This window comes from Mycobacterium sp. URHD0025, from assembly GCF_000426065.1.
Classification (GTDB): Bacteria; Actinomycetota; Actinomycetes; order Mycobacteriales; family Mycobacteriaceae; genus Mycobacterium.
In genome coordinates, this window is record NZ_AUEQ01000018.1 from 74180 (window position 1) to 96772 (window position 22593).

Genomic DNA, 22593 nt, shown 5'->3' on the forward strand with positions numbered 1-22593 from the left:
CTGGGAGCAATGGATATCAAGGCAGACGTGGTCGTCGTGGGCGCCGGACCGGCCGGGTCGGCGGCCGCCGCCTGGGCGGCTCGCGCTGGTCGCGACGTGCTGGTGATCGACGCGGCGGAATTCCCCCGGGACAAGTCCTGCGGCGACGGACTGACGCCGCGGGCGGTGGCCGAGCTGGAACGCCTCGGCATGGGCCCATGGCTCGACACCCGGATCCGGCACCACGGCCTGCGGATGTCGGGATTCGGCGCCGACGTCGAAGTGCGGTGGCCCGGGCCGTCGTTCCCGTCCACCGGAAGCGCTGTCCCGCGCACCGAACTCGACGACCGGATCCGCTCGGTCGCCGCCGACGACGGCGCCAAGATGCGACTGGGAACCAAAGCCGTTGGGGTCAACTATGATTCGCGCGGTCGGGTCGAATCGGTGCTGCTCGACGACGGCGCCACGGTGCGCTGCGACCACTTGATCGTGGCCGACGGTGCGCGTTCGACGCTGGGCCGCGTGCTCGGCCGCGAGTGGCACAAGCAGACCGTCTACGGCACCGCGATCCGTGGCTACATCGCCACACCGCGCTCCGACGAGCCGTGGATCACCTCACACCTGGAGCTGCGCTCCCCCGAAGGCCAGGTGTTGCCCGGTTACGGCTGGATCTTCCCGCTGGGCAACGGCGAGGTGAACATCGGCGTTGGCGCCCTGGCGACCGCCAAGCGCCCGGCCCACGCCGCGCTGCGGCCGCTGCTGTCGTACTACACCCAGCTGCGCCGCGAGGAATGGGGATTTTCCGGGGAGCCGCGGGCCGCGCTCTCGGCGCTGCTGCCGATGGGCGGCGCGGTATCCGGGGTGGCCGGGCCGAACTGGATGCTGGTCGGCGACGCGGCAGCCTGCATAAACCCACTCAACGGCGAGGGCATCGATTACGGACTGGAGACCGGACGACTGGCCGCCGAGCTGGTCGGGTCCGGCGACTATTCGCTGGCCTGGCCCGCGCTGTTGCAAGACCACTACGCCCAGGGGTTCTCGATCGCCCGCCGGCTGGCATTGCTGCTCACGCTGCCCCGGTTCCTACCGGCCTCCGGTCCTCTGGCAGTCCGCTCGTCGTTCCTGATGACCATCGCCGTACGGGTGATGGGCAATCTGGTCACCGAGGAGGACGACGACTGGGTCGCGCGGGTGTGGCGCACGGCCGGTCTGGCCTCACGACGGCTGGATCAGCGCAAGCCGTTCAGCTGATCGAGGTCACCTGCGGTTGAGCATCCAGATGCGGGTGGACAGCGCCGTCGCGAAGGCGCACCACAGCGGGTAGGGCGTCAGCAGCGCGCCCGGGGCACCCTGGACCTGGACCGAACGACGGGTCAGGTCGGCACTGCTGGCGGTCAACGCGGCGGCTGTGACGGCCGCTGCTCCGAGCTGGCGCTGCGAGAAGAACACCCACGACCACGCGGCGTTGACCGCCAGATTGCCGCCCAGCGCCACGGCGTAGGCGCGGGCCTGATCGTCCTCACCTTCGGTCCGCAGCCGGTCGAGGGTGCGGGCCGATACCACTGCGATGCCGGCGTAGAGGATCGGCCAGACGATCGGAAACGCTTGCCGCGGAGGCTGAAAGGACGGCTTGCGCAATGACTCGTACCACTTGGACTGCGCGGGCCTGCTGGCCAGCCCGCCGACAAGTGCAGTGGTCAAAGTCGCAGTGGCCGTCTTGGCCAGGGTGATCGGTCGCATGGCCGAGTACATACCCCCATTCCCGTGGCCGCACACGTTCGACGCGTTCGCCGATTTCTACCCCAGGGTCACTCTCCCGAGGGCGCCACAGCCCTGAGGTGGAAAGCGGCGCACCAGAGCTCGCGTCAAAGGTCTCGGGAAGCCGGCACCTGTGCGACGACCTGCGCCGCCGGGGTGTAGTACCGGCCCTTGGTCGCCACGGTCATCGCAATGTGGATGACGGGCCCGACGAACATCGCGAGGAACGATGCATACGCCACGGGATAGACCTCGAGAATGCCGAGCGCACCGACGAACACCGCAATGGCCAACGACGTCAGACCGCACGGATTCCATTCCCGGACTTCGCCTTCGCGGTACTCGATGTTCTCCGCGCGGCCGAGCTTCAGCCAGCGCCGGCAGATGAAATAGTCGGCGAGGATGATCAGCACCCACGTGTTGGTCAACACACCCGTGATCGCGAGGAACGTGCCGAGGTGGTTGATCACGTTGGTGGCGTAGAAGATCACGCCGAACAACCACACCGCGAACATCCACCACGGCCGGCCCGGGCGGAAGTGTGCGATGACGTCGAATCCACTCGACAATGTGATCGATCCGCCGTAGAGGTTCATCACGTTGATGCGGATCTGGGTGACCAACACGAAGACGACACCCGCCAACCCCATCAGGTGGACGAAGACGAAACCGGGATCCTGCGCCTTCTCCGTCCCGAATTCACCGACCAGCGAGGCGCCCAACATCGCGCCGAGGAAGATGACGGCGAACATCGGGACGAGTTCGAGCAGCATGATCGACGCGGTACCGCGGTAGCGGATCGCGCGCTTGGCGAACCGCCCGTAATCGGTTGCCATCAAACCCTGGAAGATCATCTGCCCGTTGGCGAAACTCATCGCGGTCCACAAGGCCGCACCACCGGACATCCCGGTGGCCTGCCAGCCGCTGGGGCCGACCACTGTGTGTTTGGAGCCCAATGAGATCAATGCCCACACCAGCAGGCCTATGAAGATCGGGAAGCCCCAGGTTTGCAGGGCCGACATCGCGTACATGCCCCGCCACACGAAACCGATTGTGACCAAACCGATCAGCGCGAAGATCGCGACTCCGGCCAGTGAGCCGATCGGAATGTCGAAGTAGAACGCCAGCGCATGGGACACGATGGTGCCCTCGAACAGGAAGTAATACACGAAGTTGATGGCGTAGATGAACGAGGTCACCGCGGCTCCGCGGCTGCCGAAACCGAGCCCACGGGAAATCAGGCTCTGCGACAGTCCTTCTCGGCTCGCCATACGCATCGTCAGCGCGCCGATGAGGATCGCGCCGAAGAAGAAGTACCCGATCGGGATGAGCATCATCGGCCAACCGACGAGGAAGGTCTGCTGGGCGCCGAACGAGAAGAAGAACATCGCCGTGGCATTGCCGAGGAGGACAAGGCTGATCGCGGGGATCGGCCACCGTTTGTTGTCCGGAACCCGGTCGATGGCATAGCTCTCGATCTGGTCGTCGATCGAGGCCTCCGGACCGCGGAACAGGCTGCGTAAAGACATCACACTCCGTTGTTGAAAGGGATTTTCCGGACGGTTCAGACAGTGGCGGCGACCGACCAGCGTGGGTCGACAGGGCGTTGGGGATCGGCGCCGAATCGTTCGATGAGCTCGGTCGCGGTACGCGTGGCCGCGCCGAGACAGTAGTCCGTGAAGGCTGCGAGCTCGGCCGGATCCGGCTTCACATCTGCACTCGCTACGAGCCAGTCACGTTCGAGTTCATCGAATTCTCGCCGGATGGCGGCCGCACGGCCGGCGAAATCGCGCGCCGCGGGGTCCTTGGCGACGTCGAGGAGCTGCTGCCATCGCCACCATGTGGACAGCGGATCGTGGGCCGCTTCACTGTGATCGCGGGGATCCCACGAGGTCCCGGCGGGCAGCGGCCGCTGAACGTTGTCGGGCAGCCGTCCGGATTCGACGAAGTACGGAACGTACACGCCGGTGCACGGCGTGACCGGGCACCACCACAGCGCCACCGGACGATCCGGGTCGGCATGCAGCTCGACGACGAGTGAGGCCGCGGTATTTCCCCAGGTGAACCCCGAGGGGTGCTCATGCATGCACAGAGTGAGGAAATCAGGGCGCGACGCGTCGAACGTCGGCCCGCCCAGGAACGTGCTCTCCAGGTGATCCCGCAGGACCCCGAACGCCGCAGGCACGTCGAGTCCGCCACCGGCGCGGGCTGCCGCGAGCAGATCTTCGGCGCGTCGCCGGCGGATGTGCGAAACCTGGAGCGGTGTGCCCGGATCGGTGTATGCGTCGGCGACATCGAAGGTCCGATCGGCCGGGTACCAACCGGCGTCGACGGCGCGGCGCGGGAGCCCGTCGCTCATGAGATCGGGGTCCGTGCGGATCGAGAGCTCGTTGCTGATCGCATATGAGCCGCTGCGAACGCGCCTGGCCGCCCAGTCCCGCCCGGCTGTCTCCAGGATCCACACCTCGTTCGGATCGGCGATCAGATACGCGTTGTCGTAGGCCCCCGGCCCGTGTTCCTTGCCCACGACCGCCGAGCCCCACTGCCCGTGCCGTTCGAGCAAGCGCGTCATGACCGTCAGCGCCTCATAGGCGGTCGCGCCGCGCTCGAGGCCCAGACGCACCAGTTCCATGCCCAACAGGCCGGGTTGTGGTCCGCGACCGGCACTCTCGGCTTCGACCGCCTCGGCCCAGGCGCGGGTGAAAACGGCTTCGTTGCCGATCGCGACCCGATGTTCGTTGACGCCGATCTCGTAGCCCCAGCACCAGAACGGCGCGGAACCGATGTGGGCATAGGCGTCGGCATCGTCGATGGTGAGGTACGCGAGCCTCAGTGGCGCGCCCGCGGTACGAGCCGGGTTGCGCCGCAACGGTTGCGCTTCGCCGGCGGGCCGGTCGCTGTTCTTGCCGAAGATGGTCGCGCCGCCGCGCGTCGCATCCGGCAATGCGACGAACGTATCGCAGCTCCACGGTCTCTGGATCATCTAGCGCGCTCCTTCGAACTCGGGTGACAGGGCATGTCGGACCACCAGGTCCGCCGCGGCTCGGCGCAGCAGGGCACGGGTGAGCTCGGGGTCGTCGGCACAGCGGGAATCGATCCGATCCAGTGCGCGTACCTCCGTGAACGATGAGCCGGCACGGGCCGTCAAACGATTCGTCCCGACCACCGCCACGCTTCGCACGCCCAGCTCCGCCGCCAGGGCAGCCACCGCGACCGGCCCCTTGCCCCGCAGACTCTGCTCATCGAGGCACCCTTCCCCGGTGAGGAGGAGCCTGGACCCGGCGATCAGGTCGCGGGCGCCGAGCATTTCCAGGAAAAGGTCGGCGCCGGAGCGCAATTCGGCGCCGAGGACCATACCCGCCCAGGCCAGGCCACCGGCCGCACCGGAACCGGGTGAACAGTGTAGACCGACGCGATCGACGACCGGTTCGACCATCGCCGCCACGTGGGCGAGCGCAGCGGACAGCATCCGGATGGCTTCGTCGTCTGCACCCTTCTGGCGGGCAAAGACCTCGGCCGAGCCGTCGATGCCGACCATCGGATTGTCCACGTCGCAGGCCATCGTCAGGCGCGCTGAGGCCAGCCGCGGATGCAGGCCGGCGGTGTCGACGGCAGCCAGTGACAGCAGCCGGATGCCCGCCGGTTCGATCGCGTCGCCACCGGCGTCGACAAGTCTCATGCCGAGCGCCGCGAGCATCCCGGCGCCGCCGTCCGTGGTTGCCGAGCCGCCGAGACCGACTGTGATGTCATCGAATCCGTCATCGAGCAATGCGGCGATGACCATACCGACACCGAAACTGGACGCGGTCAGCGCGCGGTGCGGACTCAGCCGCAATCCGGCCATGCCGCAGATGGTGGCAACCTCGACGATGGCGCGCTTCCCTGCGACCGCGACTGTCGTGGTGCCCGCCTGTCCCCACGCATCGACCACCGGCACCCGGCGCGCGTCCCATCCCGACCGCAGCGCTGCTTCGACGCTGCCGTCACCGCCATCCGCGATCGCGAGTGGCACACACCGTTCCCGTATTCCGAGATCAGCGCACCCGAGAGCCATCGACTCGACCACTTCGGCGGCGGTCAGGCTGCCCTTGAACTTGTCGGGCGCGAGCACGATCCGCGTGCATTCCGGGTTCAACGTGTCCTCCGTCACTTGGATATTGTTCGTCAAGTTAGCACAACGGGCAGATTGGTTGTCGGTTGATCGGACGACCGCCGATACACTGATGCCCTCACGCTGGGAAGGACTGTCGGGAATGACGTTCGAGCTCGATACGCGGTCCGTGGGAGAAGCACTGGTGGTGTCGCTGCGACAGCGGATACTCACCGAGGACATTCCTGCCGGACGTCCCGTGACGGAGGCGGCGGTGGCGAGCGACTACGGCGTCGCTCGTCAGACGGCGAAAGCGGCGATCGAGCACCTGGTAGCAGAAGGGCTGCTCAAACGCACCGCTCACCGCAGTGCTCGGGTGCCCGTTCTCGATATCGAGCAGGTGCGAGATCTGTACTTCGCCCGGCGATTCATCGAGAGCCAGGCTTACGGTCTACTCGCCCGCGAACGGACGTATTCGGATGCCGCACGGGAGGCCCACGAGGCATTTCGCTCTGCCATCGCGGGGAATGACCTCGTCACCGTGGTCGAGGCTGACATCTGTCTGCACACCGAGTTGGTGCACAGCCTCGGCAGCCCGCACCTGGATCGGGCTCATCGGCTGGTGGTAAACGAGATGCGCCTGTGCCTGGCCCAGGTGCAGAGCCATCATCTTCTCGACCCGGCGGTGATCCATGAGGAGCACACCGGCATCTTGACGGCGATCACAGAGGGAGACCACGAACGCGCGGCACGGGTGGGAGACGAGCATCTCCAGCATGCCGAGCAACGGTTGCTCGATTACCTCAGGAACCGCTAGACGTACGCGCCGTTTCCTGCACGAGGGTCGTGGTTCGCGTCGCGGGACAGCCCTGAGGCGGAAAGCGGCGCAGCGAAGGACCAGTAGAGCGTCAGGTCAGCGGTACTCGCACAGGTAGGCCGTCTCGGTCTCGACGCGGACCTGGAACTTGTTGTCGGCGGGGACGGTGAATTGTGTTCCCGCCGCGAAGGTTTCCCATTCCTGACTACCGGGCAGCTTGACTGTCAGCGCACCGGAAACCACCCGCATGATCTCGAGCTGCGAGGTACCGAACTCGTACTCACCGACAGCCATGACGCCGACAGTCGCGGGCCCCTCCGGCGTCGCGAACGCGATCGATGCGACGTTGCCATCGAAGTACTCGTTGACCTTGAACAATGCGGCTCCTTGAACTGGGGTGAGCGGTCAGGATACCGGGGCGAAAGCCGGCCGCCGGCAGCTACACCACGTACTTGAGCACCCCGAGCATCGCGTTCTCGTCGGCCGGCTCGGCGGTGCACCGCTGGAGTGCGGCCTCTACCGCCGCGGGGTCCATCCCCGTGCCGATCAGCACCAGCTCGGTGCCGCCCGCGCGCCGCTTCTCGAAGCGCAACGAGCTGCCCACGAGCTGAAGCAGGAAACGCTGAGCGCCGAAGTCGACGAAACCTTTTGCCCGGTAAAGACCTTCGGGGCGGTCCCGCAGGAACTCCATGAACAGGCGCGGGTTCACCGCGGCATCGGTGCGGAACTCCACGCTCTGATACTCGGGATGGTCGTGGTCATGATGGTCGTACAGCAGCTCGTCGAAGGACAGTTGAGCTTGGGGCGCCCGCTCCGGCGGATCGATCAGCAGCTCCGGGTCGATACGGGCAAAGTCGGTGGGCAACACCGGAACCCGAGCATTGAACTCGCGGATCCGGGTGACCAGGCCGTCGACGTCGGTGCACGAGGACGCCTTGTTGAGCACCACCAGATCGGCGATCGGCAACCCGTGGCTCAGGTCGGGTTGCAGACCGTCGAGCATCAGGACGAGGCCGGCGTAGTGGAATCGAGGATCGTCGGCCACGACGAGCGTGCGGGCCAGCGCGGCCGGTTCGGCCACCCCACTGGCCTCAACCACGATCAGATCCAGCCTTGGTTTGACGGCGGCGAGCTTGCCCAACATCTCGCTGACTTCGTCGTCGTCGACCGCACAGCAGATGCATCCGTTGGACAATGAGGCCATCGCATCGACCTGCCCCGCCACCAGCATGGCGTCGATATTGACCGCACCGAAGTCGTTGACCAGGGCGCCGATACGGACACCGCGACTGTTGCGCAGCAGGTGATTGAGCAGCGTGGTCTTGCCGGCGCCGAGATGCCCGGCGACCGCCAGCACGGGTACCGATCCGGTCGTCACCGGGCCATCGTAGGGTTATTGGGAACGGTTTTCATCTGAGCAGGTCAGGTCGGCCACCGGGTATCGGCGATGTCGAGCGCGTTGGGCAGCTTGGCCCGGTACCGAGCCTTGTCGGCGGCCTTGAACGGGCCCCACCACGGCGCCTGGAACAGCTCGACGATCTTCACCTTCGGCCCTTGGTAGCCCGACGCCATCAGCACCCCGTTGGCGGCGTAGCGGCCGCCCTCGTTGGCGCCCTCCATCGTCGTGACGTTCTGGTCGGTCTTGATCCACTCGCCGGCCAGGAACAGATTGTCGATCCCGGTCGTCGCCTCCGGCCTGCGTGCCCACGAACCCGGGTCCTGGATGAACAGCGGCTCGTCGTTGCGCACGTTGGGCGTGCCGGAGTCGATGATCGACGGGTCGAGAAACCACGAGTGCACCATCGCGTCGGTGACCACGATGCTGGTGTCGTTGAGGTGGGCCTTGATCTGATGCCAGGCCTCGGCCGCGATCTGCGGTGGCGTGCACTGCCGGGCGCTGAGCCCGTTGAAATTACCCGGGGTGCTCCAGTCGGAGATGATCGCCGACAGACAGTCTTTGACGGTTCCGTCCCCATAGGACGTCAGCGGTCGCTTCCAGAACTGCGCCTCACTGATGGAGGTGAGCCCCCAACCGGAGTCGACATAGTTGACGTGGCCTTTGGTGACATCGACGCGTTCTCGCAGAAAGAACATCAGACCGTTCATCCACTCGGTGCGCAGCGCGGCCACCGTGGCCAGCTTGGGATCTGCGGCGATGACATCGGGGGTGAGCACCGCCGCCAACTTCTCACACGGCACCGCTGAGATGTACCAGTCGGCAACCACCGGCTGGGCCACCCCATTACCGTCCACGACTGTGGCAGAGGCGATGTGGCGCCCGTTGGGGGTGAGCCGGGCCAACGCCTGCCCGACGCGGAACGTCACTCCCAGCGACTGCAGGTGCGCCACCCAGGGATCCAGCCATTGCAGGCTGGTTGGGCCGTTGAGCACCCGGTCGAATCCCTTGTTGTCGATGTCGTTGCCCAACAGCAGGATCGACCAGATCGAGGCCTCCCCGACCAGGCCGATCGAATGTGCGCTGGCGTCCCTGGACTTGGAGGCGGCCAGGTTGCGGATGATGCCGTCGGCCAGGTATCGGTTGTACTCCTTGCTCTTGTGGTCCGCCCCGATGTATTTCTCCCAGGTCATGTTGTCCCACTGGCCGAGTTTGCGCTCGTCGCAACTGGTCACGTACACCGCGAGTTTCTGCGCGGCGTACACCGCCTCCAACGGAGGCAGCCGCAGCAACGTCTGGAACACCGCGGCCACCGATTCGATGAACGCCTTCGGTGTGATCGGATTGGGCAGCGTGGGAATCGGAAACGGCAGCGGGATGGTCAGATCCGCCCGCCCCAGCCCCGAGTGCAGATACGCCGTGGCCCGGGTCAGGTTCTGCCAGACTCCGAAGGTGTTGCCGGCGAACGGTATCCGCCGCATGGTGTCGGTGACGTTGCGATAGAAGCCCGGGAAGAACCGGAAGCCGTGTTCGGCCGGCAACGGGCTCCCCGACGCGGACGGCGCCGGGATCGAGCGTGCCTTGCCGCCCAACGCCTTTCGTTCGAACACCGTGACGCGATACCCGCGCTCGGCCAGTTCGTGCGCGGCGGTCAGGCCGGCCACCCCGGCGCCGAATATCGCGACCGTCGACCCCGGAGCGGCGCGCGCTGGTCCCGGCCCGCTCAGCGCCGCAGTGGCCATCCCCGCGGTGGCCACCCCCGCCGTGCCCGCCAGAAACGACCGACGTGAAATGTGACGTTCCCCGACCCCACCCGACATACCGACACCACCTCAGCTCGGCAACCCCTGGGGCGATAAGTTAATCGCGATTCTTCGCCGTGCCGGGCTGACACGCCGAGCGGAATGGAGTTGACGGGTGTCGAGTAACCGGTCACAAACTGATGGCCGGAATGGCTCTGGACCTCAGAGAACATCTCCATGGGACTCGAGAATGCTCATTCACTTAATTCTTGCGGACATGTCACGAAATGTGACATGCTCCACAGACGACCGGGGGGTCGAAAGTGCTCCGCACAACCGGTATCCGCCGGGCGGCCCCGCGCATGGAACGACCGCGCGGAAGGAACTCGATGACCTACGAGCTACCAGCATCCAAGGGCCCGGTACGGGACGTCCTGGTCCAGGGCGGCTACGTGCTCGGCTTTTCGGTGCAGGCGCTCGTCAGCGTTGTCACCGCGTTGGTCCGCCGGCGTCTGGTACTCGACGAGGTCGTCACGCAGACCCTGTTCATCGGCCGGGTGTGTACCGGGCCCGCCCTGTTGCTGATGATGCCCATCGGCGTGTTCATCGCAGTGTCGGTCGGCGAATTGGCCGGACGCATCGGCGCCGGTGGCTACTCGGGCGCGGTGGTGGCATTCATCATCGTCGGTCAGGCCGCGGCCCTGGTGTGCGCCTTGATGATGGCCGGTGTCGCCGGCTCGGCGATCTGCACCGACCTGGGATCGCGCACCATCCGCGAGGAGATCGATGCCATGGAGGTCATGGGCCTCGACGTGATCGAGCGGCTCGTCGCGCCACGTGTGGTCGCCGCCGTCATCGTGGCCCTGGCCCTGTGCTCCATCGTGACTTTCGGCGGCGTGATGGCCTGCTACCTGTACCACATCAGCGTGCAGCACCTGCCCGCCGGAACGTTCCTGGCCACCTTCAGTCAATACGGTCAGGTGTCGGATTTCGTTATGGCCCTGATCAAGTCAGCGGTGTTCGGCCTCACCGCGACCCTGGTCGCCACGTTCAAGGGCCTGCACGCCAAGGGCGGGGCGGGCGGCGTGGCCAACGCGGTGAACGAGGCCGTGGTGCTGGCCTTCGCCCTGGTCTTCGTCCTCAACACCACCATGTCGGCGCTGTACACCGTGGTGGTTCCGGCTGTGGGCAGCTACCGGTGACCGCCATCGCCGGCAGTGCTGCTCTGCACCGGATTTCGCGGCCGGCGGTCGCCGGGTACGACGCCCTCGCCGTCGCCGGCCAGCACGTCACCTTCTACGCGAAGGTCCTCGCGTCCCTGCCGTACGCCCTGGTGCGTTACCGCAAGCACACTCTCGGCCAGATCGGCGAGGTCACCTTCGGCACCAGCTCACTGCTGTCCGGCGGTGGAACCATCGGCATCGTGTTCGCCATGTCACTGGCCGCGGCCATGATGCTGGGCGTCGAGACCCAGCGCGGCCTGGACCTGGTGGGGATGAACACGCTCTCGGGCATGCTCGCCGCGATCGCCAACACCCGCGAACTCGCACCCGTCGTCGTGGCAATCGCGTTGGCGGCCAAGGTCGGAACAGGCTTCACCGCCCAGATCGGTGCCATGCGGATCTCCGATGAGATCGATGCCATCGACGCCATGGCACTGCGCTCCATTCCCTACCTGGTGGGCACCCGGGTGGTGGCCTCCGTCGTCTGCGTCATCCCGATCTACATGATCGGGCTGCTGGCGAGTTATCTGTCCACCCGCACCGTGGTGGTGATCTTCAACGGCGCCTCCCCCGGCACCTACGACTACTTCTTCCACCTGGCTCTGGGCCCGCGCGATCTGCTCTACTCCGGGATCAAGGCGATCGTCTTCGCCATCGTGGTGGCGTTGGTGCACTGCACCTACGGCTACTTCGCCTCGGGCGGGCCTGCCGGGGTGGGACAGGCCGCCGGCCGCGCCCTGCGCACTGCGATCCTGGCCGTCGGCATCCTCGACGTGCTGCTGACCTTCGCGCTGTGGGGCCTGGTTCCCGAGATCCCCGGGATGGGAATGTGAAGCGGCGCACCGAGCCCGGCCGGGCCCGTCTGGCACTGCGCGGCCTGGCCGCGGCAACCGTGGCCGTGGCGGTGGCGGTCGTCCTGGTGGCCCGGGCCTCGGGACATCTGGACCGCAGCGCCGACGTGTTCGTCGGAGTTCCGGTGTCCGCCGGGCTGATCACCGGCGGCTCCCCGGTCCGCTACCACGGCGTCAACGTCGGACGCATCGCCGACATCGAATCGGGCACCCGCACGTCCCGGGTCCGGCTGGCCATCGAACCCGACAGCCTCGGCATCATCCCGTCTTCCGCTGTCGCGCGGATCGTGCCACGCACCTTCTTCGGCGACATCTACCTGCAGCTCGTCGACCCGCAAGGGCACCGCGCGGCGACGGGCCTGAGACCCGGTGACACCGTGGAGATCGACGACAGCCCGGACGCGATGGCCCTCTACGACGTGTTCACCAAGATCGTCGACCTGTTCTCCCAGATCAAACCCGAGCGCATGCAGACCGCGCTCACGGCCATCGGCCAGTCGCTGCGCAACCGCGGCACCGAATTGGGCACCACGATCGACAACCTCAGCGCGAGCGCGGACGTGCTGACCCCGTCGCTGGTGCGATTCCTCGACACCACACCGCAATTCCGGGATGTGATGACCTCGCTGAACACCGCCACCCCGGACATCATCTCGACGCTGTCGGCGGCGACGTCGGTGTCCAACCGGATGGTCGACGACCAGAAGAAGTTCGCCTCGGCCATGGACGGTTTCGCCCGGTTCTCGTCGGTGCTCACCTCGTTCATGTCCGATCACCGCGAACAGTTGATCACCGTCGTGGACTCGGCGGGCAAGATCATGGCCACCACCGCCGCCCAGCCTTTGGGATTGGTCGACACCCTGGCCGGCGCGCAGTCGTTCGGTGAGGCCGGCGCCAAGGTGTTCGCGACCGGCAAGTTCAGCATCACCGCGGTCGCGACGTTCGCCGGCCCGATGCCGTACTCGCTGCAGGACTGTCCGGTGTACGCCGACACAGAGGGCGCCCGCTGCGCGGAATCGGCACCGTCCGGTGAGGTGCCGACGCAGCCGGAAGACGTGCTGTCCCGGCCGGCCGCCGACCTCCCCATCACGCCGTTCACTCCGCCGGCACCGCATATGCCGACACACTCCTCGCTTCCTCCGGGGCCCGGCCTGCCGCAGTCGGCGCCGATGCCCACCGAACCCGGACCGGTTCCGGCGCCAGATGTTCCGGGTCCCGGCGCCGCACCGGCGTCAACCATCACCGAGGCCGCGCCCGCAGGGGCAGTCGTCGACGCCGAAGGCCAGGCCCACGCCCTCGCCGTGTTGCAGGACGAACTGGTGCCCCCGGCCGGTGGTCCGTCGGGACGTCCGAACATCGCCACCGTGCTGATGCTGGGCCCGCTGGTGCGCGGCACGGAAGTGCGGGTCTCATGAACCGCAACGGTCGGTGGCAGTCGTGGGCCAGACTGGGCGCGTTCTGCACTGCGGGTGTACTGAGCGCGGTGTTGGTGATCAACACCCTGTCGGTTCCGGTCCGCGGTAGCACCGTGACCTACCAGGCGCAGTTCACCAGCGTCGAGGGACTCAATGTCGGAAACCCGGTGAGCATGAACGGCATTCGGATCGGGCGTGTGGATTCGATCCGGTTCGCGCCCAATCCCGACGGCACCAGCCGGGCCGACGTCGACATCGAGGTCAACTCCGATTTCACCCTGACCAGCAATGTCACCGCGGCGGTGCGCTACGGCGACATGCTAGGGGCCCGCTATGTGGCGCTGTCCGACCCCGGTGGCGCCATCATGGACGTCTCCACCGGCGAACCGCCCGCGCGACTGGCCGCCGGTGGAGTGATCCCACTGGCCCGAACCTCGCCCGCGGTGGATCTGACCGCACTGCTCAACGGTTTCAAGCCGCTGTTCGACGCGCTGGCACCAGAACAGGTCAACACCCTCACCCGGGGATTCGTCGAGACCTTCAGCGGCCAGGCGCAGACGCTGACGACGCTGCTCACCCAGATCGCCGCCATGACATCGAGTTTGAGCAACAACGCAGGGATATTCACCCAGCTGATCGACAACATGTCGATCCTGATGCGCACCATGAACACCCACCAACCCCAACTGGAAGAGATGCTGCACGGGCTCAACCGGCTCAGCGCCGCGGTGACCTCCGGCGACCGGCAGTTCGAGATGCTCATCGACCAGGGCAACGCCGTGCTGGCCACCCTGGCCAACACGGTCGAAAACTCCAGCGCCGCTTACGGAGAAACCATCACCAACCTCAACGGCATGCTACAGACCTGGCAACCCAGCACCGAGGAATTCACCACGCTGCTGGCCCGGCTTCCCGAGTTCGGCGACGCGATCAACCGGGCGTCCAGCTACGGCGGTTTCGTCAGCCTGTACCTGTGCAACTTCACGCTCAAGATCCGTAGCCACGAAGCCAACATCTTCGGCAGCCGACATTCCGAGGTGTGTCTGTAGATGTTCCTCGTCAAACTGATCGACCTCTTCGTCGGCGCGGTGATCTTCCTCTTCGTGAAGGATCAACGCAAGCACAACCCGTCAATCCCCTTGGCACTCGGCATGTTCGGCACCGTCACCCTGGTCGCCATCATGGTGACCTCGATCGGGATTCCCCGTGCCGTCTACCACGTGCGGACCAACGCGTATGCCGCCGAACTCGCCAACGCCAGCGGCCTTTCCGGTGGCGACCCCGTGTACGTCGCCGGGGTGCCGGCCGGGCGCGTGGAAGATGTGGCATTGGCCGGTGACCGCGTGCGGGTCGGCTTCCGGATGGACAAAGCCCAGGCCCTGGGCAACCGCACCACGGTCACCGTGCGGCTGCGCACCGTACTGGGCAAGCGGTTCCTCGACGTCATGCCGGCCGGAACGATCAATGGTCTGGATTCCAACGTCATCCCGTTGTCGCGCACCACAGTCCCCTACAGCCTCGACGAGGTGGGGCGCAAGGCCGCCGACACCGCCGAGCACGTGGACCGGCAGCCGCTGACGGCGATGATGAACACTCTGGCCGAGACCATGCCGGGCAACAGCACCGAACTCGGCCAGGCACTGGCCGGGATCAGTGCCGCCAGTTCGGCATTCGCCGACAACGGCGACAAGATCGACGAAATCCTGCGGATCAGCCGCTCGATGGCGGAAATGCTGTCGCACCAGACCGATTCACTGGCCGACACCGCCGCCAACGCTCAGTACATCGTGGCCTCACTGGCCGCGCGCCGCCAGGCTCTGACCGACATCGTCACCAACCTGACGGCGATCATGCGGCACCTGGCCACGATCTACACCGAGAAACAGGCCGATTTCGGCAATCTGATCGCCGGCCTCACCACGGTCACCCGCACCCTGAAAGCCAACGTGGACAAGATCGACCAAACCCTGCTCAAGATGCCGCCGGCGATCCGTGCCGTCACCAACTCCACCGGCAACGGCAACTGGGCCGACGTGAACTCACCGTCGGTGGTGATGCCCGACAACCTGTTGTGCTTCCTCAACGTTCAGCGGGAATGCCGATGAGGCGACAGATTTCGATGCTGCTCATCGTCGCCCTATGCCTGGGCGCCGGTGGCTGGTACGTGTTCGGCCGCACCGACCGGGCCCGCACCGTGCATGCCGACTTCGGCTACATCAACGGCATCTATCCGGGCAGCAAGGTCACCGTCCTCGGGGTACCGGTGGGCAGGGTCACCGCGGTGACGCCCCAGGGCACCACGGTGCGGGTCACCATGACCCTGCCCGACGACGTCGCACTGCCCGCCGAACCCGACGCCTATGTGGTGAGCCCGGCACTGATCAGTGACCGCAGTGTCGAACTCGGCCCGGCCTACAGCGGGACGGGACCCACCCTGGCCGACGGGCACATCATCGGAGCCGATCACAGCCACTCCCCGATCACCTTCGACAGCATGCTGGGCAGCCTGAGCACACTGACCTCGGCGATCGGTCCGCAGCAGGGCGACATCGGGGCTGTGCTGACCCGCGGCGCCGACCAGTGGCGCGATCAGGGCAAGCTGTTCAACTCGGCGATGCGGAACCTCAGCGCGGCCAGTGGCGTGCTCGGCGCCAGGGCCGAGGACATCGGCGCGGTGGTCGACAACCTCAGCACACTGATGGCGGCGTTCAACCAGCGGCAGGTGTCACTGAACCAGATGGTCGACGAACTCGGCCAGGTCGGCGGCAGTTGGGCTGACGCAAACGTCGACATCGCCCAGCCCATGGCCGATCTCAAGGTGGTGCTCGACCAGGTCGACACGTTCGTCGCCCAGCACGGCGACGACCTCGGCACCATCGCGGCCAACCTCAACGCCGTCGGCGACGTCCTGACCGCCAAGCAACCCGAGCTCGCCGAGTTCATGGATCTGGTGCCGCTGATGATGCAGAACCTGTCCAACACCATCGGCCCCGACCGGCGCGGCCGGATCCGGTTGAACGTCTCCACGGTGCTGACCCAGTTCGCCGCCGCCCAGAACTTCTGCGACCGCAACATGCTCCCGATGTGTGTGGGCGCGGGGATCACCAACCCGATCTCGTACCCGATCAGTCGCTCGGACCCGCTGGGCATCGTCTCCGCCGTCACGGGCAACGCCCCGCCGTCCAACCCGAAGTACCCGAGGTGACCGGCCATGCGTAGATCCCTGCCCCGCACGCTCGCCGGATGCGCGGTGGTCGTCGCCGCCGTGAGCGTATGGGCGTTGAGCGACAGCATTTTCGAGGTGGGCATTCAGGATCTTCCGCTGGGCCGCACCTCCCCGACCGACACCATGGCCGTCACCGTGGTACTGCCCACTGCCGACGGCATCACCATCGGCGCCGACGTCCGCAACGGGCAGAAGGTGGTGGGCCGGGTCAGCGGGATGAGCCTGGACGCCTCAGGAGCCTCGGTCCGGCTGAGCCTTGCCGACGCCGGCGGTCTGGATTCCGGAACCGTGGCCAGCGTGGAATTGCCGTCCGCACTGGGCAACCCGTTCGTCCGGCTCAGCAGCCCGCAGCCCGCACCTCAGCGGGCGCTGCGCGACGGCGACGTGATCCCACCCAGCCACACCGAGCTCGGTCCGCAGATCGAGAGTGCGCTGGCCACATTCGGGGCGTTGCTGTCCCGCAGCGGCGTCGATCAGCTGGCCACGATCGTCACCGAACTGGACAAGGCCTTCGCCGGACGGGCCGACAAGGTGCGCGGACTGATCGAATCGATGTCGTTGCTGGCCGCCAAGGCGTCCGAACACCAGGGCGAGTTCGATCAGGCGATGAGCCTGGCCGCCGACATCGCCGGGCAGTTCGGCCACCAGCAGAAAACCGTGGCCGGCTACCTGGATGCGGTGCCCAAGGTGGTGGCCATGCTCGATGTGCAGCGCGAGAAGCTGAGGACGCTGTTCTCCTCGACCACCGCGCTGGCCGCCACCGCCAACAGCGTGCTGTCCTCGACCGACCTCGACGCCATGGTGACCGACGCAGACACCGTCGTCGGAATGATGGGCACGTTCAACGACCGGCTCGGCGGGATGCTCACCGCGATGAACACCTTCCTCGAGAAATTCGGCAGATCGGTGCACGGCGACTACCTGATGTTCGATGGCGCCCTGGATATTCCGGGCACCATCGACAAACTCCTCACCGGAGGTTTGATCGTGAACGGCACGCCGATCACCGGTGATGTCGCCCTGGAGGGGTTCTTGTCGGGAGGTCTGAATTGAGGCGCCTGGTAGTGGTTCAGCTGGCGATCTTCGCGGCGATCGCCGTGATCGTCATCCCGTTCGGCATTCGCTATGTGGCCGGGCCGCAAGGCTTCCGGACACCGATGACCCTGACCGCGACGATGTCCGACGCATTCGGACTGACCGCCGGTACCAGCGTCACCGTGCGCGGAGTACAGGTCGGCACCGTCGACGACGTGTGGCTGGCCCCCGACGGCACCGCGATGGTGCGGTTGGCGATCGACGCGGACACCCGCATTCCCCGTGACGCGCTCCTGACGGTCGGGATGGGCACGGCCGCGGGAATCCAGAGCGTCGACATCATGCCGCAGTCCGATGGCGGGCCGTATCTGGCATCAGGGGACACCATCGCCGCACCGGCCGACCGCCAGCCCATCCAGATGGACCGGATCATGGGCGACACCGCGCACCTGGTGAAAGGCATTGACACCCGGGCGGTTCGGGACGTCGGCACCGAATTGTCGAACGCCTTCGAGGGGTTGGGGCCCGACCTGGCCATGCTGATCGACAACGCGTCGGACATGTCCAGCCGCATCCGCAACCAGACCGGCCAACTACAGCCGCTCATCGAGGGCACCGCGGCGCTGGTCACCACCATGGCCGGCCAGGGCGACGCGTTTGTGCGCGGCATGGGCGCCAGTGCACGGCTGGCCAATCAGCTCGACGGCAGCGGCCCGGCGTTCCTGTACCTGACCGACCGGTCACCGGGGGCGCTGAAGTCCCTGCAACGGGTCCTCGACACCTATCAGGGCACCTTCGGCGCCACCCTGGCCAACCTGGCGACCGTCACCCCGATCATCGGGGACCGCACCGACTCACTGCAGACCGGTCTGTCCACGATCCCCAAGGGGCTGCAGGATCTGACCTCGATCGTCAAGGTCGACGCCACCGGCCAGACGCGGGCGGACTTCTCGCTGATCGCCACCCAGGGACCGGTGTGCAACTACGACGTGGACCGGCGAGCCATCGGCGACGTCAGCCCGACCGAACCCAACTTGGTGATGTACTGCCCGCCGGCACCCGACATGCTCATGCGGGGCGCGGTCAACGCACCCCGCCCCAATGATCTCGGCCTGCGGAACTCACAGACCCCCGGATATCCGATCGGACCTGAGGTGGTCAACGATCCGGTCAAGATCCCGACCCTGGCCGAGCTGGCCTACAAGTGGCGCAGCATCCTGAAAGGTGGCCCGCAGTGAGCAATTCCGATGATGACGGCCAGGCAGGCGAAGCCGTTCTGACATTGGAGGATCCCTCTGAAGACGAAGCCGGTGAACTCGACGCTCAGGTAGACCCCGAGCCCGAGCCCACCCCGCCCGCGCGCCTCAAACGCCGACTGGTGGCGGGCCTGCTGGCGCTGGTCGCTGTCGCCGCCACGGTGGCTCTGGTGCTGTTGTCGATCAGCGAGTTCCACCACCGCCAGGACGGGGCACGGCGCACCGAGGCCGTGCAGATGTCGCGTGACTATCTGGTGGCGATGGCCGCATTCGACTACCAGAAGATGGACGCCAACCGCGACCACATCGTCGCCAACTCCACCCCCGGGTTCGCGGCCAAGTACGACGAGATGGTCAAGGCGCTTCGCGACATCGTGGTGACCAGCAAGGGCGTCGCGACGGCAACGGCCGATCACGTGGTCGTCGACTCGCTCGACGGCGACACCGCAACCGTCGTCGCGTTCGTCGATCAACATGTCACCAATGTGACAGCGCCACAAGGCACCAACCAGAAGTACCGGATGGTGGTCAAGCTCGTGCGCAGCGGCGACCACTGGATCGTCGACGACGTACAGACCGTGTAGTTCCCTGTTCACGCCACGTAAGGAGTGCCATGCCCGCCACTTACCTCGATCTGGCCGCCGAGCCCAGGTTGAGCACCGCCGAGACCCGGATCACCATCACGCAGCAGATTCCGCGGTGGATCCGCAAGAAGGATGTCGACCTCACCGACGCCCTGGACTTCTGGTCGGCGGCCGGCGCGGCGGCCAACGTCATCATGCAGATGAGCTGGCCCGAGGTCGGCTACGGCGTGGCCGAAAGCCGGGTCGAATCGGGAAGTTTGGTGCACCACCCGTGGAAGCGGCTACGCACCACCGCTCAGTACCTGACCGTCGCGATCCTCGGCACCGACGAGGAACGGGCCGCCTACCGCGAGGCGGTCAACGTGGCTCACCGGCAGGTCCGGTCCACCGAGGACAGCCCCGTCAAGTACAACGCGTTCAACCGTGAGCTGCAATTGTGGGTGGCGGCCTGCCTGTTCATCTTCTACGAGGACACGCACCAACTGCTGTACGGCAAGATGACCGACGAACAGGCCGAAGGCTTCTACCAGAGCGCCATGACGATCGGCACCACGCTGCAGGTGCTCGAAGAGCAATGGCCCGCCACCCGGGCCGACTTCGATGCGTACTGGAACACCGCTTGCGAGCGCGTGCAGATGACCCCCTTCGTACGCGAATACCTCATGGTGCTCGTGGAATTGAGGATGATCAACTGGCCGATGCGGATCATCCTCGCTCCGCTGCTGCGGTTTCTGACCATCGGGTTCTTGGCCCCGGTGTTCCGCGATGCGATGGAACTGGAGTGGACCGATACCGATCGGCGCCGCTTCGAGCACTTGTTCCTGTTCGTCGCGGTCGTCAACCGATTTCTGCCCAAATCACTGCGCACCGGTAACTACGCGGTGCTGATGAAGGATGTGCGCCGACGGATCCGCCGCAAGAAGGCGCTGATCTGACGGCTGGGCCGCCAACGCGACGATCGGCCCTATCGACCCACGGCCACCAGGTGATACGCCAGCTTGATGATCGAATAGTCCGCGCCACCACACATTCGGACGTCGACCTTGAGACGGATGCGTTCCATGTTGCTCTGGTCGCCGGTCAACCCGACCGTGTCCCATGTGCAGCTGCGGATCTCGGTTCCCGACGCATCGGCCGAATCATTGTCCTTGAACGAGAATCCCGCGACAGCGACGATCGGCGAAACGTCGCGCACGCTCCGCCACGGAGGACCGACCTCCATGTGGACCTCGTGAGTCCTCCACGTCTTGTCGTCGTCGTTCGGATAGAAGTCGCCACTGAGCGGGAGTGGGTCCAGGACATCACTTCCCGGGGGCGGTCCGAGCCCGATCGGCGCGCCGTACACATTGGTGTTGCCCTTGTCGAAGAAATTGGCGTAACCGGAGATGACCCGGCACTGGGTTCCGCTGCTCGCCACCGGAATGTTCATGATCTCTTCGGTCTCAAACGATTCCGGCGTGATGATTCCAGCCATCTTCTCCCCCTCGTGGACGTGATCGAAGGGTATGGCTGGTGAACCGGGAAAGTCTCAGGTAGTCGAGTACCTGATTTTCCACCGCGAGGGCGGGCTACACCGCGCGGTGCGGCCCCGCGCTACTCCGGCTTGGTCGCCGCGTGCAGCGCCACGATGCCACCGGTCAGATTGCGCCACTTGACGTGTGACCAGCCGGCCTCACCGATGCGCCGAGCCAGCTCGGCCTGATCCGGCCAGGCCCGGATCGACTCGGCCAGATATACGTAGGCATCGGGGTTGCTCGACACCGCGGTGGCGATCCGCGGCAGCGCCTGCATCAGGTACTCCTTGTACAGCGTGGCGAACGCCCGGTTGGACGGCGTCGAGAACTCGCACACCACCAGCCGTCCGCCGGGCCGGGTCACCCGGGCCATCTCGCGAAGGCCTGCGACATGGTCGACCACGTTGCGCAGCCCGAAGCTGATGGTGACCGCGTCGAACACCCCGTCGGCGAACGGCAGCCGGGTGGCGTCGGCGCCCACCTTGGGCACCGGGCGGGACGCTCCCGCGGCGAGCATGCCCACCGAGAAATCCGCGGCCACACACCAGGCACCCGACGTCGCCAGCTCGACCGTCGACACCGCGGTGCCCGCGGCCAGGTCCAGCACCTTGTCGCCGGGGCCGATCCCGAGCGCAGCACGTGTCTGCCGGCGCCAGAACCGGTCCTGCCCGAGCGACAGCACCGTATTGGTCAGGTCGTAGCGCCGCGCCACGGCATCGAACATCGATGCCACTTCGTGGGGGTTCTTCTCCAGGCTCGCTCGACTCACGCCGCCGACGCTACCCGTAGCGATCGCTGTGAACTTTCCGCGACCGGGAATTGGCGCCCGCCACGATGACTTGTTCCAGATCATGAGCGAAAAAGTGTGGTTCATCACCGGCGCATCACGAGGCTTCGGACGGGAGTGGGCGCTCGCGGCCCTGGAGCGCGGCGACAAGGTGGCCGCCACCGCGCGGGACACCGCGACCTTGGCCGACCTGGCCGACAAGTACGGCGACGCGCTGCTACCGATCAAGCTGGATGTCACCGACCGCGAAGCGGACTTCGCCGCCGTCCGAGAAGCCCACGATCGTTTCGGCCGGCTGGACGTCGTCGTCAACAACGCGGGCTACGGCCAGTTCGGGTTCATCGAGGAGTTGTCGGAGGCCGACGCGCGCGATCAGATCGAGACGAATGTCTTCGGCGCGCTGTGGGTCACCCAGGCCGCACTGCCGTACCTGCGGGCCCAGGGCAGCGGGCACATCATCCAGGTGTCGTCCATCGGCGGCATCACCGCGTTCCCGTTGGTCGGCATGTACCACGCGTCCAAGTGGGCACTCGAAGGGTTCTCGCAGTCGCTGGCCCAGGAGGTGGCGCCCTTCGGGGTCCACGTGACATTGATCGAGCCGGGTGGGTTCTCCACCGACTGGGCCGGGTCGTCGGCCAGACACGCTGCCCCGCTTGCGGATTACGACGAGGCCCGAGCGGCCGCACAACGCGCCAGGGCGCAGCGCAGCGCCAAGCCCGGCGATCCCAAGGCCTCGGCGGACGCGGTGCTCAAGATCGTCGACGCCGAAAACCCGCCGCTGCGAGTGTTCTTCGGCGAGCTGCCACTGCAGTTGGCGAAGGCCGACTACGAGAGCCGGCTGGCCACGTGGGAGCAGTGGCAGCCCGTATCGGTCCTGGCACAGGGCTGAATTTTCCTCGGCGAGATCGGGTCTGCCGGGC

Annotated in this window: 22 protein-coding genes; 13 read left to right on the top strand and 9 right to left on the bottom strand. The window is 66.4% G+C overall.

Annotated elements, in window-relative coordinates; genetic code table 11:
* Positions 1-9 precede the first annotated feature (9 nt).
* Positions 10-1230, top strand: coding sequence for a menaquinone reductase MenJ (gene menJ / locus H977_RS0126060; RefSeq protein ID WP_029110611.1), 1221 nt, complete (start codon positions 10-12; stop codon positions 1228-1230).
* A gap of 6 nt (positions 1231-1236) precedes the next feature.
* Here the strand turns inward: menJ and H977_RS0126065 are convergent, their stop codons facing one another.
* The 4 genes from H977_RS0126065 to H977_RS0126080 form a co-directional block, all read right to left on the bottom strand.
* A complete protein-coding gene (locus H977_RS0126065; protein ID WP_029110612.1) occupies positions 1237-1719 on the bottom strand; it encodes a TspO/MBR family protein in 483 nt (160 codons plus the stop codon).
* Positions 1720-1844: 125 nt separating this feature from the next.
* Positions 1845-3266, bottom strand: a complete 1422-nt coding sequence (locus H977_RS0126070) for a purine-cytosine permease family protein (RefSeq protein WP_029110613.1) — start codon at positions 3264-3266, stop codon at positions 1845-1847.
* Positions 3267-3301: 35 nt separating this feature from the next.
* Entirely contained in the window at positions 3302-4720 is a 1419-nt protein-coding gene (locus tag H977_RS33950) for a C69 family dipeptidase (protein WP_051289083.1), read from the bottom strand.
* Positions 4721-5887: a glycerate kinase gene (locus tag H977_RS0126080; protein WP_051289085.1), complete on the bottom strand. Its 1167-nt coding sequence runs from the start codon at positions 5885-5887 to the stop codon at positions 4721-4723.
* Positions 5888-5990: 103 nt separating this feature from the next.
* On the opposite strand from H977_RS0126080, the gene H977_RS35455 reads away from it, so the two are divergent.
* Positions 5991-6644 (top strand): GntR family transcriptional regulator, encoded by a 654-nt coding sequence (locus H977_RS35455; RefSeq protein ID WP_029110615.1) that lies wholly within the window; start codon positions 5991-5993, stop codon positions 6642-6644.
* Positions 6645-6740: 96 nt separating this feature from the next.
* Here the strand turns inward: H977_RS35455 and ppnP are convergent, their stop codons facing one another.
* From ppnP to H977_RS0126100, 3 genes are all read right to left on the bottom strand, one after another.
* Positions 6741-7022, bottom strand: coding sequence for a pyrimidine/purine nucleoside phosphorylase (gene ppnP / locus H977_RS0126090; RefSeq protein WP_029110616.1), 282 nt, complete (start codon positions 7020-7022; stop codon positions 6741-6743).
* A gap of 61 nt (positions 7023-7083) precedes the next feature.
* Positions 7084-8022 (bottom strand): CobW family GTP-binding protein, encoded by a 939-nt coding sequence (locus tag H977_RS0126095; RefSeq protein ID WP_036477265.1) that lies wholly within the window; start codon positions 8020-8022, stop codon positions 7084-7086.
* Between the two features lie 44 nt (positions 8023-8066).
* Positions 8067-9860 (bottom strand): hydroxysqualene dehydroxylase, encoded by a 1794-nt coding sequence (locus tag H977_RS0126100; RefSeq protein ID WP_029110618.1) that lies wholly within the window; start codon positions 9858-9860, stop codon positions 8067-8069.
* Between the two features lie 311 nt (positions 9861-10171).
* On the opposite strand from H977_RS0126100, the gene H977_RS0126105 reads away from it, so the two are divergent.
* The 10 genes from H977_RS0126105 to H977_RS0126150 are packed head-to-tail and all read left to right on the top strand — an operon-like array spanning position 10172 to position 20307.
* The gene (locus tag H977_RS0126105; protein WP_029110619.1) at positions 10172-10984 is read left to right on the top strand and encodes an MlaE family ABC transporter permease; all 813 of its coding nucleotides are present in this window, start codon (positions 10172-10174) and stop codon (positions 10982-10984) included.
* A 23-nt stretch (positions 10985-11007) separates the two neighbouring features.
* On the top strand, positions 11008-11838 hold the full coding sequence (locus H977_RS0126110; RefSeq protein WP_051289103.1) for an MlaE family ABC transporter permease: 831 nt from the start codon (positions 11008-11010) through the stop codon (positions 11836-11838).
* Positions 11835-13271, top strand: coding sequence for an MCE family protein (locus H977_RS0126115; RefSeq protein ID WP_051289087.1), 1437 nt, complete (start codon positions 11835-11837; stop codon positions 13269-13271). Before H977_RS0126110 ends, H977_RS0126115 begins: the two co-directional genes overlap by 4 nt.
* Positions 13268-14320 carry an MCE family protein gene (locus H977_RS0126120; protein WP_029110622.1) on the top strand — a complete coding sequence of 351 codons (1053 nt, stop codon included), beginning with the start codon at positions 13268-13270 and terminating at the stop codon, positions 14318-14320. The genes H977_RS0126115 and H977_RS0126120 overlap by 4 nt, the downstream gene beginning before the upstream one ends.
* Positions 14321-15376, top strand: coding sequence for an MCE family protein (locus H977_RS0126125; protein ID WP_029110623.1), 1056 nt, complete (start codon positions 14321-14323; stop codon positions 15374-15376).
* Positions 15367-16476 carry an MCE family protein gene (locus H977_RS0126130; RefSeq protein ID WP_029110624.1) on the top strand — a complete coding sequence of 370 codons (1110 nt, stop codon included), beginning with the start codon at positions 15367-15369 and terminating at the stop codon, positions 16474-16476. The genes H977_RS0126125 and H977_RS0126130 overlap by 10 nt, the downstream gene beginning before the upstream one ends.
* Before the next feature lie 6 nt (positions 16477-16482).
* Positions 16483-17550: an MlaD family protein gene (locus tag H977_RS33955; RefSeq protein ID WP_051289089.1), complete on the top strand. Its 1068-nt coding sequence runs from the start codon at positions 16483-16485 to the stop codon at positions 17548-17550.
* Positions 17547-18770, top strand: a complete 1224-nt coding sequence (locus H977_RS0126140) for an MlaD family protein (protein ID WP_029110625.1) — start codon at positions 17547-17549, stop codon at positions 18768-18770. The genes H977_RS33955 and H977_RS0126140 overlap by 4 nt, the downstream gene beginning before the upstream one ends.
* Positions 18767-19372 carry an Rv1363c family protein gene (locus tag H977_RS33960; RefSeq protein WP_051289091.1) on the top strand — a complete coding sequence of 202 codons (606 nt, stop codon included), beginning with the start codon at positions 18767-18769 and terminating at the stop codon, positions 19370-19372. The genes H977_RS0126140 and H977_RS33960 overlap by 4 nt, the downstream gene beginning before the upstream one ends.
* A gap of 29 nt (positions 19373-19401) precedes the next feature.
* Positions 19402-20307, top strand: a complete 906-nt coding sequence (locus H977_RS0126150; protein ID WP_029110626.1) for an oxygenase MpaB family protein — start codon at positions 19402-19404, stop codon at positions 20305-20307.
* Between the two features lie 29 nt (positions 20308-20336).
* On the opposite strand, the gene H977_RS0126155 is transcribed toward H977_RS0126150, so the two are convergent.
* Entirely contained in the window at positions 20337-20846 is a 510-nt protein-coding gene (locus H977_RS0126155; protein ID WP_029110627.1) for a hypothetical protein, read from the bottom strand.
* Between the two features lie 119 nt (positions 20847-20965).
* Positions 20966-21655, bottom strand: coding sequence for a demethylmenaquinone methyltransferase (locus H977_RS0126160; protein WP_029110628.1), 690 nt, complete (start codon positions 21653-21655; stop codon positions 20966-20968).
* Positions 21656-21737: 82 nt separating this feature from the next.
* On the opposite strand from H977_RS0126160, the gene H977_RS0126165 reads away from it, so the two are divergent.
* Positions 21738-22562 (top strand): SDR family oxidoreductase, encoded by an 825-nt coding sequence (locus H977_RS0126165; RefSeq protein WP_029110629.1) that lies wholly within the window; start codon positions 21738-21740, stop codon positions 22560-22562.
* Positions 22563-22593 lie beyond the last annotated feature (31 nt).

Excerpts from the sequence above, each read along its gene's own strand:
- H977_RS0126125 (WP_029110623.1), top strand. The coding sequence starts at position 14,321 with ATGTTCCTCGTCAAACTGATCGACCTCTTCGTCGGCGCGGTGATCTTC.
- menJ (WP_029110611.1), top strand. The coding sequence starts at position 10 with ATGGATATCAAGGCAGACGTGGTCGTCGTGGGCGCCGGACCGGCCGGG.
- H977_RS0126065 (WP_029110612.1), bottom strand. The coding sequence starts at position 1,719 with ATGCGACCGATCACCCTGGCCAAGACGGCCACTGCGACTTTGACCACT.
- H977_RS33950 (WP_051289083.1), bottom strand. The coding sequence starts at position 4,720 with ATGATCCAGAGACCGTGGAGCTGCGATACGTTCGTCGCATTGCCGGAT.
- H977_RS0126120 (WP_029110622.1), top strand. The coding sequence starts at position 13,268 with ATGAACCGCAACGGTCGGTGGCAGTCGTGGGCCAGACTGGGCGCGTTC.
- H977_RS0126100 (WP_029110618.1), bottom strand. The coding sequence starts at position 9,860 with ATGTCGGGTGGGGTCGGGGAACGTCACATTTCACGTCGGTCGTTTCTG.
- H977_RS0126155 (WP_029110627.1), bottom strand. The coding sequence starts at position 20,846 with ATGGCTGGAATCATCACGCCGGAATCGTTTGAGACCGAAGAGATCATG.
- H977_RS33955 (WP_051289089.1), top strand. The coding sequence starts at position 16,483 with ATGCGTAGATCCCTGCCCCGCACGCTCGCCGGATGCGCGGTGGTCGTC.
- H977_RS0126070 (WP_029110613.1), bottom strand. The coding sequence starts at position 3,266 with ATGTCTTTACGCAGCCTGTTCCGCGGTCCGGAGGCCTCGATCGACGAC.
- H977_RS35455 (WP_029110615.1), top strand. The coding sequence starts at position 5,991 with ATGACGTTCGAGCTCGATACGCGGTCCGTGGGAGAAGCACTGGTGGTG.
- H977_RS0126130 (WP_029110624.1), top strand. The coding sequence starts at position 15,367 with ATGCCGATGAGGCGACAGATTTCGATGCTGCTCATCGTCGCCCTATGC.
- H977_RS0126105 (WP_029110619.1), top strand. The coding sequence starts at position 10,172 with ATGACCTACGAGCTACCAGCATCCAAGGGCCCGGTACGGGACGTCCTG.
- H977_RS0126150 (WP_029110626.1), top strand. The coding sequence starts at position 19,402 with ATGCCCGCCACTTACCTCGATCTGGCCGCCGAGCCCAGGTTGAGCACC.
- H977_RS0126165 (WP_029110629.1), top strand. The coding sequence starts at position 21,738 with ATGAGCGAAAAAGTGTGGTTCATCACCGGCGCATCACGAGGCTTCGGA.